The organism is Lentzea terrae, assembly GCF_003265345.1.
Taxonomy (GTDB): domain Bacteria; phylum Actinomycetota; class Actinomycetes; order Mycobacteriales; family Pseudonocardiaceae; genus Lentzea; species Lentzea terrae.
Genome location: NZ_QFWW01000008.1, coordinates 377844 through 388597 on the forward strand (window position 1 = coordinate 377844; position 10754 = coordinate 388597).

Annotated in this window: 5 protein-coding genes; 3 read left to right on the forward strand and 2 right to left on the reverse strand. The window is 69.8% G+C overall.

Annotated elements, in window-relative coordinates:
• Window positions 1-379: 379 nt before the first annotated feature.
• Entirely contained in the window at window positions 380-868 is a 489-nt protein-coding gene (locus DI276_RS16040; protein ID WP_157984739.1) for a DUF2690 domain-containing protein, read from the forward strand.
• A gap of 18 nt (window positions 869-886) precedes the next feature.
• Here the strand turns inward: DI276_RS16040 and DI276_RS16045 are convergent, their stop codons facing one another.
• A complete protein-coding gene (locus tag DI276_RS16045; protein WP_157984740.1) occupies window positions 887-4765 on the reverse strand; it encodes an nSTAND1 domain-containing NTPase in 3879 nt (1292 codons plus the stop codon).
• A 259-nt stretch (window positions 4766-5024) separates the two neighbouring features.
• Here DI276_RS16045 and DI276_RS16050 point away from each other — a divergent pair, with 259 nt between their 5' ends.
• Both DI276_RS16050 and DI276_RS16055 read left to right on the forward strand, forming a co-directional pair.
• Window positions 5025-9578 carry a GmrSD restriction endonuclease domain-containing protein gene (locus DI276_RS16050; protein ID WP_112264131.1) on the forward strand — a complete coding sequence of 1518 codons (4554 nt, stop codon included), beginning with the start codon at window positions 5025-5027 and terminating at the stop codon, window positions 9576-9578.
• Window positions 9579-9595: 17 nt separating this feature from the next.
• The gene (locus tag DI276_RS16055; protein WP_157984741.1) at window positions 9596-10078 is read left to right on the forward strand and encodes a peptidoglycan-binding domain-containing protein; all 483 of its coding nucleotides are present in this window, start codon (window positions 9596-9598) and stop codon (window positions 10076-10078) included.
• 88 nt (window positions 10079-10166) lie between these two features.
• Here the strand turns inward: DI276_RS16055 and DI276_RS16060 are convergent, their stop codons facing one another.
• On the reverse strand, window positions 10167-10718 hold the full coding sequence (locus DI276_RS16060; protein ID WP_112264268.1) for a GNAT family N-acetyltransferase: 552 nt from the start codon (window positions 10716-10718) through the stop codon (window positions 10167-10169).
• Window positions 10719-10754 lie beyond the last annotated feature (36 nt).

Sequence of the window (10754 nt, forward strand, 5' to 3'; positions counted from 1 at the left end):
ACGCCTCGCCGCGGCTTGACGTCAACCACGACTCCCCGATCCGATCAAAGTGTCGTCAGCTGTCGCGGAGCATGCGGTAGCCGAGCCCCGGCGAGAGCCGCATGAGCGTCCGCAGCAGTCGGACCTTGCCGATGTGGATCTCGTTGGAGCAGATGGATTCGCAAGAGCCTGTGATCCAGACTGCCGGAATCCGTGGTCTCCCTGAGCAATCGAGTACATCCACCCACCCTGGCATCCGCCGAGTTCGATGCGGTCGTAGTGGGCGCGGATGTGCGGGGTTGTGTGGACCCCGGTCGCAGCCTTCCCACCGCGGTGGGCGGTGCTGAAACTTCGTGGGGCAGGCGGGTGGTACCGCCTCGGAGGCGAAGGGGAGGCTCGAATGTGGTCGAAGATCAGGGTTCCGGGGTGGAGAGGCGCGGGCCTGGCCGTCATCGCGGCGGTCGCGGGAGTCGTGGTGGCACCCGGCCCAGTCGGTTCAGCGGCTGCGGACACCCGGCCGGCGGCTGTCAGCTGCTACTACATCTGCGATGGGACTGACCCGAACAAGGCGGTGTTCGTGACACCGGACGAGAGGTTCATCCCGTGCACCAACGACGCGCGGACGATCTACACGCACGATCCGGAGGGCACGGGGTACGTGGAGCTTCGGTACAGCCGCCGGTGCAGGATTGCCTGGGCGCGTGGCGGGCTGCACGGAGTGATGATCCAAGGGTTCAACGCTGACGGCTCTTTCCGGACCTCCTACGCCGCCGGCGGCAGTGACCACATCGGCGTCACCGCCGTGGTGAACGATGCCGGGCTCACTGCCAGGGCGTGCATCTTCTACCCGCAGTCCGGTGGGCAGTACACGTGCGGGCCGCGCTACTGACACCGGCGGCCCGCCGGGTCAGGAGCAAACGCTGCGGTACGGGGTGTCCGGGATGTTCTTGGCCCACTCGGCGTCGCTCAGCCGGTCGCCCGCGTGCTGACAGACGTGGCTGATGGCGCGGTCAGGATCGGTTTCCCACAGGTGAACGTCACCGGCGGCTGCCGCCAGTTGCCGTCCGTCCGGGCTGAACTGGAGAGCCCACGTCGTCGTCGGTGACGCCTGCAGGATGGCCACGGGTGCCAGGTGCCGCTCCCCGGTGACCCGCCACATCCACGTCTGGCCGGTGCCGGCACCTCCGGCGAGGACGGTGCCGTCGGGGCTGAACGTGAGCGCGTGCACGAAACCGTCGGGACCCGCGGTGGCGTCGCCGATGGGCTGGGGAGCACGAGGATTCCCCATGTCCCACATCAGCACCGTCCCGTTGGCGATGCCCACCGCGAGCGTCCTGCCGTCCGGGCTGATCGCGAGGGAGCGGGCGTCGTCGGGGGCGACCTTGATCGGACGTCCCAGCGGTGCAGGCTCGCGGGGGTTCCGGACGTCCCACAGCGCGACGTAGCCGTTCTCGGTCACAGCCGCGAGCACGTCGTCGCTTGGACTGAAGGCGGACGCGTAGACGATCCCCGTGTCCGCGTCCAGGGTGGAGAGCGGGTGCGGGCCGGTCGTGTCCCACAAGCGGACGGTGCCGTCGTCACTGGCGCTCGCGAGCAGCCGGCCCTTGTGGCTGAACTGGACGTGTTCGAGCAGCGCCGTGTGGCCGGTGAGGCGGACGGGCTCCAGCCGGGGTGCGTCCGCCCGCGTGATGTCCCAGAGCACGACGGTGTTGCCGGACCGAGCCGCCGCGGCGAGCACCTCGCCGTCCGGGCTCAGGGCGATGTTGCCGGTCATGCGATCGGAGTCGGGAGGTGCGGTCAGGGGAGTTCCGACCGGAACGGCCCTGTCGCGATCCTCGAGGTCCCACAGGCGGGTGTCGATTCCGCCGTCGATGAGCAGTGGCCGGTCGGGGTGGAAGGCGAGACCGGTGATCTGCCGGCCTCGGGTGGGCAGAACCGGGCCGGGCACCAGCCATCTGCGTGCGACGCCGTCGGCGCTGTTGGTGTAGAGCGCGCGGTCGCCGTCGCGGAAGGCGACCGCGGTGGCGGGCTCGGAATGCGGAAGATCGAGTCGTACCTGCCGGGTGGTGAGGTCCCAGAGCTGGACCCTGGCGGACGCGTTGGCGGCGGCCAGCAGTGTCCCGTCGGCGCTGAAGGTGATCGCGTTGATCCAGCCGGTCGTGCCGGTGAGCATGCCGGCCGGGACCGGGCTGGAGGGATCGGTCATGGTCCACAAACGCACGCTGGAGTCGTTGCTGCCCGCCGCGAGCGTCTTGCCGTCCGGGCTGAACGCGACGGCGTTGACGCGGCTCGGCCCGGTCCACGGTGTGCCGAGCGGGCGCGGCTGTCGCTGGTCGCCCGTGTCCCAGACGCGGACCGCGCCGCCGGCGTCCGCCACCGCCATGACGGTGCCCCCAGGATGGAAGGCGATGGACTGCACCGCGCCGGTTGCCCCGGTGAGCGCGGGACCGGCCGCGGCGGGGTGTTCCCGGTCGCTCACGTTCCACAGCCGGATCGTCCTGTCGCGGCCGCCCGCCGCGAGCGTCTTGCCGTCTGGGCTGAACTCAACGGAGAGGACCTCGTCGGCAGGTCCGGTGAGCGGCTGACCGAGTTGTCTGGGGTGAGCAGGGTCGGTGACGTCCCACAGCCGCACGGTGTGGTCGGCGGAGCCGGTGGCCAGGGTGGCGCCGTCGGGGGAGAAGGCGGCGGCGTAGATCGCGTCGCCGTGGCCCGTCAGCCGGGAGTCCAGGAGCGCGGGCCGCCGCGGGTCCCGCAGGTCCCACAGCAGCACCGCGGTGTCCGACTCGTCGGCGCCGGCGGCTGCGAGAAGCGTTCCCGCCGGGTTGACCGCTGCCGCCTGCAACGCGCCACCAGGACGCACCATCCGCGTGACGGTCGGCCGTCCCGTGGCGGCGAGGAGGCTCGAGGTGGCCTCGACGGTGGGCGCGATGCGGTAGGCCGCCACCGCCAGTTGCGCGGCCAGGGCCGGATCGCTCTCCGCCAGCCGGGTGGCGGTTCCGGCGACCTGGCGGGAGATCGCGAGGTTGCGTTCCCGTTCGGCGACCGCCTGCTGGTGGAGGGAGTAGGCGGTGGCGGCCGCGGAGAGCACGAGCAGCACGGTCAGGGCGGAGACGAGCCAGCGGAGCCGCCGCGTTCTGCGCCGGTCGAGGAGACGCTCCGCGCGGTTCGCCTGGACGCTGGCGTCGAGGAAGTCCTGCTCGAGCTGGTTGAGGTCGTCGCGGTGGTTCTGGTGGGTCACCCACTCGACCGCGGCGTCGAGTCGCACCCCTCGATACAGCGCTCCCGCGTCGCGCCCGGCGTCCTGCCAGCCCTTCGCCGACTCGGTCAGCCGCTGGTGCAGCCGCAGGCCGGACCGGTTGGCGTCGATCCACTCACGCAGCCGCGGCCAGGAGTCGAGCAGCGCCTCGTGGCTGATCTGCACCCCGTCGACGTCGGCCGTGATCAGGCGGCGGTCCACGTAGCGGCCCAGGAGCTCCCTGGTCCTCGCGGTCCTGTCGTCGCTGCCGCCGGTCAGCTCCTCGAGCGAGACCCGCCGGCGGGTGTTCGGTGTCTTGTCGCCGACGCTGACCAGCCGCAGGAACAGCTGCCGCGCCAGGTCCTGGTCCGACTCGGCGAGACCGGTGAAGACGATCTCCGCGGTGCGGGCGACGGCGCCGTGGATCCCGCCGGTCGCCGCGTAGTCCGCGATGGACATGGTCCGGTGCCGGCCCTGTTCCCAGGTCGCGAGGAGCGCGTGCGACAGCAGCGGTAGCGAGCCCGTGTCCGTCTGGCCGTGCCGGGCCCCCGCCGGCGTGACGTCGCGCAGGAGCAGGTCGACCAGCCCCGGTTCGATCTCGATTCCCGCCAGTCTGGCCGGTTCGACGATGGCCTGGCGCAGTTCGGTCTCCGTCATCGGACCGATCGTGACCTGGTTGTCCTGCAGGGCGGCGGCCAGCACGGGCCAGCGCAGCGCGTCGGGGTAGAAGTCGGCGCGCATGCCGGCGACCACGCGCAGCCCGCCTTTCCCCGGCTCGGCCAGTGAGTGCAGCGCGTCGAGGAAAGCGCCCTGTTCCGCGACGTCGGCACGGCCTGCCGTGAACACCTCCTCGAACTGGTCGACGACGACGAGCACCTGATCGGCCACAAGGCGCCGCATTCGTCGGGCCGCCTGCGCGGGCCGGTCCCGCAGTTCCCCCTCGATCACGTCCGGAGCCAGATCGGTGAGCATCGAGAGCTGGGCCGCCAACGTGGACAGCGGGCGCGCACCTGGCACGAGCGAGAGGCCCTGCCAGCGGTCGGACCGGCCGTTCCCGCACAGGGCGGGTACGACGCCGGCGCGCAGGAGCGACGACTTGCCGGAGCCGGACGGGCCGACGGCGAAGGTCATCCCCGGCGCACCGGAGGTGATCCGGTGGACCAGGGCCTCGGTCAGCCGCGAACGCCCGAAGAACCAGTCGGCGTGTTCCGGCTGAAATGCCTCCAGCCCCCGGTACGGGGTGGGTGCGTCGAGTCGCTGATGTCCCAGCGGTCGCCGCAGCCGCAACCAGCACGCCAGCCATTCTTCGACGAGGTCTTCCTCGGTCACCCCGCACGTCGTGAGCAACCGCAGGAACAGATCCTTCTGCGACAAGGTCGGCAAATGGCGTCCGGTGCACCACCCGCTGATCGTGCCGAATGGCACGTCCACACTTCTGGCGAGATCGCGCACGGTGAAACCGGCGCTCTCCCGCACGTTCGTCAAAGCACGTCCGAATTCCCTCTTGGTTGATACGGCGTTCGGATTGGAGGGGTTCTCGGCACGGCTCACCAGGCCTCCCCGCTTCCCCTGGCAAGTGCTGACACGAGCACGAACGTCGACTGTACGGACTTGTGCGGACCTGTCAATCGACCTTCCGCCGGATCCGCGCGGGCTGCTGCACTGAGCAGCCGAGGGCCTGCAGGGGGAGGCAGGGATTCGCCGGCCCGCCGATCTCGACGCGATATTCCAATTCGTCGGGAAATCGGCGGGCCGGCTGAGTCGACCTAATTCTTCCGCTGTCGGGCACCCTGATTAAGGAGAATTGGGAATGCCGAGAAGTGTGAGTCGGGGACGGTCGCGCATTCGTTCGCGCACGGCGCTTCTGCCGAGACTTCTGCTGTACGCGGCAACGGTCGTTCTGGCTGTCACGGTGCTCTCGCCGGCGGCCGCCGTTGCCGCGCCCGTCGCTCGGGAGCAGGTGTCCCAGGGCCCTCCCGGCGAAGCCGCCTCCGACCCGTCGACGGTCGACCCCGAGCGGCGCGACGAGGTGCTCTTCCCCGGCTGGCGCTCGTCCGGTGACCTGGCGTGGACCACCGATGGCGACTCCACGGGGTTTCACCTGCTGGTCGCGGACGCGAGGTCCGGCTACACCTGGCGCACCGCGGCCACTCTGGCGGAACCGTCGATCGAGACGGACCGGTGGATCGGCAACGCGTGCCTGACCGAGTCGGGGCGGCGGGCGGTGGTGGTGTACGCGCCGCGGCACTTCACCAACCGGGCGCACCTGTTCGACCGGGGAGCGTTCGCCGCAGTGGTCGATCTGAGCTCCGGTGCGGTCACCAAGCTGGGCGTGACCGTCTCACTGGCGTACTACGACCCGGGATGCGGTCTGGGGGAGACCGCCGTGCTGACCCAGTCCGGTGCCACCGATCTCGGCAGGACACGGCTGCACGTCGTCGACACCGCCGGCGGCGAGGTCCGGCGGGTGCACGAGATCGAGGGTGAGGTCACGTCCGCGGTCCCCGCCCGCGACGGGATCGTGGCCGCACGGGGCGGCCAGATCGTCCGCGTCGACGACGGCGGCGCGATCACGCGGCTCGTGGACACCCGTGGCACGGCGATCCGGCTGCACCCGGACGCCGGGGGCGGGATCGTCCACCTCCAGCGCGACGGTGACCAGTCAGTGGTCACGCGATTCGCCGGTGGGCGGACCCGCGAGCTCGGACGTGGGCCTCTCACGGACGTCAACCTGGTCGCGGGTACCGGGGGCCGGGTGTTCATCACCGGCAGTCCGCGGCTGGCGAAGTCCCTGCCGGCCGCCGTCGCCGGCGTCCAGGCTCCCGCCGGTGCCGAGGTGTCCACCGAGGGCGGCGTCACCGTCCAGCGCACGGCTCAGGCCAGGACGGCCGCGCTCACCTCAGGTGCCGCCGCCGACCGGACGATCTCGTTGCGGGCCACCGTGCGGGCGACCGGTGCCGCCGTGGACTTCGTCGTGAGTCCCGTTGCCCGGCCGTCCGCGAACGCGGCGCAGGGGTTGCAGGCGTCGAAGGCCGCGCCGGATCTCGCGGCGAGCGCCGAGTCGCCGTCCGATCCCGTGGACCGCGACCGGACGTGCTCGGTCGCACGCAACGACTCGCGGATCCAGGTGTACCAACCACACTGGAGCCAGGTCGAATGGGCAGCCGAGCTCGCCGTGCAGAAGGCGCTGAACGTCGTGCGGCCGGCGAACTGGAAGCACTCGGGCGCACCGGCCGCCTGGCGACCGCAGGAGATGTTCCCGCCGATCGAGCTGGCCGGTGGCGGCCGGGTGCCCGCGCAGGTTCTGCTCGGCGTGCTGGCGCAGGAGTCCAACCTGTGGCAGGCCTCGTTCCACGTCGCGGAGGGCGTGACGGGCAACCCTCTGGTCGGCAGCTTCTACGGGGTCGAGGACGGCTGGGGCATCGACTGGAGCAAGGCCGACTGCGGGTACGGCGTCGCACAGGTCACCGACGGCATGCGCCGCACGGGCCCGGGCACGCTCGCCCCGGAAGAACAACTCGCCGTCGCGGTCGACTACGCCACCAACATCGCCGCCGGGGTGCGGATCCTGCAGGACAAGTGGAACCAGGTCCGCGCGCTCGGCGTGACCGTCAACGGCGGAGACCCGGCGAGGATCGAGAGCTGGTTCGCCGCGCTGTGGGCCTACAACAGCGGGATCAACCCCCAGGCCAGCACCGGCAACACCACCGGATGCACACCGGGGCCCAACTGCACCGACGCGCCGGGCAACGGGCCGGGCGGCAACTACGGCCTCGGATGGTCGAACAACCCGGCGCGCCCGGACTACCCCTTCAACCGCACTCCGTTCCTGGACAAGAACAACTACGACGACGCGCGGCACCCGCAGCACTGGCCGTACCCGGAGAAGGTCATCGGCTGGGCCGCCTATCCCATCGTGAAGTACACCGGCGGCAACGGGTACGAGGCCGGCTACAAACAGGCCTGGTGGACCAGCGAGGACTTCCGCACCAGTGCGAAGCCGCCCGTCGGCACGTTCTGCAGCACCCATTCGACTGACGGGAACCGCTGCGACCCCAACAACATCGGCACGACCACCAACCCGTGCCGGCTCACCGACTCCCACTGCTGGTGGCACGCGTCAGCCTCGTGGAAACACTGCTCGTCCAGCAGCGTGGCCTGTGGTTACGAGGCCAGGATCACCGCGCCCGGCACAGCTGAGCCGCCTGACGCCGACGCCTCCGGCGCCTATGCCGACGAGTCGCGCAACCGCTACCGGCCCAGGTGCGCACTGGACGGCCTGCCGCAGGGAACGCTCGTCGTCGACGACGTACCGGACTCGGTGCCGTCGCTGAGAGAGGGATGCACGCGGACGTGGGCCAGCCGGGGCAGGTTCGACCTGAACTTCGCCCGGCACACCGACGGTCTCTACCACTCCAAAGTGGACTTCCACCAGATCGGCGGCGGGTTCGGCGGCCACTTCTGGTTCACCCACACCCGCACGGTGGATGCCAACGCGGCCAAGAACTTCGAGGTGACCGGGACCTGGACGCTCGACCGCTCGCTCGCCCAGTGGGCCCGCGTGCTCGTCCACATGCCCGATCACGGGGCGCACACCCAGCAGGGCACCTACACGGTCAACCTCGGCAACGGGGAGACCAGGCGGCGCAGCATCCTGCAGAAGACCCAGGAACACCGCTGGGTCTCGCTCGGGGCGTTCCCGTTCGCGGGGACTCCATCGGTGTCGTTGTCCTCGATCACCGGAGAGGGCGACGGGACCCAGGACATCGCCTTCGACGCCGTCGCGTTCGTACCACTGCCTCGCAAACCGGCGGAGCAGATGGTCGTGCTCGGCGACTCCTACGCCTCGGGGGAGGGCGCGGGGAGCTACTACGAGGAGAGCGACGACAGCGGCACCGGCGGTTCGGCGTTCCGCAACGGCTGCCACCGTTCGAGGAACACGTGGTCGCGCCAGGCCGTGCTGCCGGACACCTCCGAGCCGGTCGGGACGAGGGCGGACCGGCTCGACGACAGCCTGGACTACCACCTGCTCGCCTGCTCCGGCGCGCAGACCGAGCACCTGCTGCCCAGCACCTCGCACAACGCCAGATTCGAGTACGGGCGCGGCTCGCACAAGGAACTCTCCCAACTGGACCGCGGGTTCCTCGACGGCAACACCACGACCGTCGTGGTCAGCATCGGGGGCAACGACGCGCACTTCGCCGACGTCCTGAAGGCCTGCACGGTCGGCACCCCGACACCTCTGCAGAACTGCGCCGACTCCACCGCACCGAACGACTGGTTCAACGATCCACCGCCATCACCGCTGCCGCTCAGAGCGGCGCTACCGAAGATCATCAACGAGGAGGTCAAAGCCTCGGTCGACACTGTGTTGCGAGATGCGCACTCCAAGGCGCGCAACGCCCGGATCGTGGTCATGGGCTACCCGAGGTTGTTCCCACTCATCGGTGACGGCACAACTTCCCACAGGTCAACCGCGTGCAAGCTGACCACGGGCCTCAACGACGCAGAGATCGACTTCCTCAACGACATGGCCGACCTGCTCAACGACGCGTTGCACGAGACCGCCTTCACCCTGGCGACGGAAGGCGTGCGAACGTCCTATTCGGACCCGAGAACGGAGTTCGAGCTCACCCAGGTCTGCTCGGGCGCCAGCGCTGACCCGGAGTCGATTCACCGAGTCGTCGCGGACAAGACCGAGGGCGAGGACCCCAGCGCCACGATCTCGCAGCAGTCCTTCCACCCGAAGCGATCCGCTGCGGACCGCTACGCCGCCGCATTCGTCACGACGCTGAACGCCCTCACGGACAGGGTCGGCCCGCCGGCGCCACCCGACACGCGGATCGCCGCAGCCGAGCTGCACGAGCTGCAGGGCTACTCGCCGGGAAATCCACCTGCCTACGTGCGCCGCGACTTCGGCGACTGGCGAACCGCGGTGCCCGGATGCGACACACGGGAAGTGGTGCTGCGGCGCGACAGCACGGCCGTCCAACCCGCCACTGGTTGTCCGGTGACCGGAGGGACGTGGTTCAGCCGGTACGACCTCGTCACCGAGACCGACAGGGCCAAGGTGCCCATTGACCACCTCGTCGCGTTGAAGGACGCGTGGATCTCGGGGGCACACGCGTGGTCGTCGGTCAAGAAACAGACCTTCGCCAACGACCTCGAACACCCGCAACTGATCGCCGTGAGTCGCTCCAGCAACAGCCAAAAACAGGACCGCTCACCAGATCAATGGCTGCCGGACGTGTCGTACCAGTGCACCTATGCCAAGTCGTGGATCCACGTCAAACGTGTCTACCACCTGGCCGTCACCCCAGCCGAGCACGCCGAGCTGAAACGAATTCTCACCCGAGTTTGCTGAACCTGAAGAGAGGTGCCATGAGAACCCGCAGTTTCAGAATCACATTCCTCGGTCTGGCGATGGCCGCGAGCACGGCCCTGGCCGTGCCACCTGCCGCCACCGCCGCACCAGTGGCTCCCACCGCACTGCCGACCTGCACGACCTGGTCGACACACTTCGCCGCTTACACGACCGATTACGTGGTGCACGTCCCGACGCTGGGCCGTAACACCTTCAACAAGAGCTGCGCACTGCGCTACGGCGCCAAGAACGACGCGGTGAAGGTCTTACAACGCGCCCTGCGGTACTGCAGCGGCTACTCCCTCAGCATCGACGGGCAGTACGGGTCGAACACCCGCGGCGCCGTGCTGAACCTGCAGCAGCGGATGAACGCCTCCTACAACGCCGGACTCCAGGAGGACGGTGAATACGGGCCGGCGACCTCCGACTGGGTGAAGTTCCCGGTCTGGACCTATCCGGGCAACGTCATGACCAACGGCTGTGACCACAGTCCGTTCTAGTGCAGCCACCACCCTGAGGTGGCCTGGATCGCGACTTTCCGTGTGTGGGGCATGAGTCGGATCTGCCCCGCACACGGAGGCCCGATGCTCAGTGACCGGACGGCGTGACCGAGGACCACTCGCCGAACCACTGCTCGGCACCGAACGCCTCGAACCTCTCCACCTCGGTGAACCCCAACTTCGCCGCCAGGCGCATCGCGCGGTCGTTGGCAGTCTGGGTGCAGAGCACCACCGGCTCGCCGGGAAGCGCGTCGGCGAACCAGCCGAGCGCCGCCGCGCACGCCTCGGCGGCGTACCCGCGTCCCCACGCGTTCGGCAGGAACAGGTAGCCCAGCCAGGCCTCCCCGGCATCCGGACGGACGGGACCCGGAGCGTTCGCGTCGCGCCGATCGAACGTGATCATGCCGATCATCGCTCCGTCGAGATCGACCACGAAGAAGCCAGGGCGCCGACCAGGCACCTCAGGCACCGTGCGGTCAAGCTCATCACGCGGTCGAGCGCCACCGATGTAGGTGCCCACCTCCGGCGAGGCGAACAACTCGATGAGCGCCGCACGGTCCCGGGCCTCGGACTCGCGGAGCACGAGCCGCTCGGTCCTGATCGGGGCAGGTGGCCAGGCACCAGGTCCAAGATCGGTCACGTCGGGCAAGCTATCGCACGCCCTGTGCGCGCAGAG

Excerpts from the sequence above, each read along its gene's own strand:
- DI276_RS16040 (WP_157984739.1), top strand. The coding sequence starts at position 380 with ATGTGGTCGAAGATCAGGGTTCCGGGGTGGAGAGGCGCGGGCCTGGCC.
- DI276_RS16050 (WP_112264131.1), top strand. The coding sequence starts at position 5,025 with ATGCCGAGAAGTGTGAGTCGGGGACGGTCGCGCATTCGTTCGCGCACG.
- DI276_RS16055 (WP_157984741.1), top strand. The coding sequence starts at position 9,596 with ATGAGAACCCGCAGTTTCAGAATCACATTCCTCGGTCTGGCGATGGCC.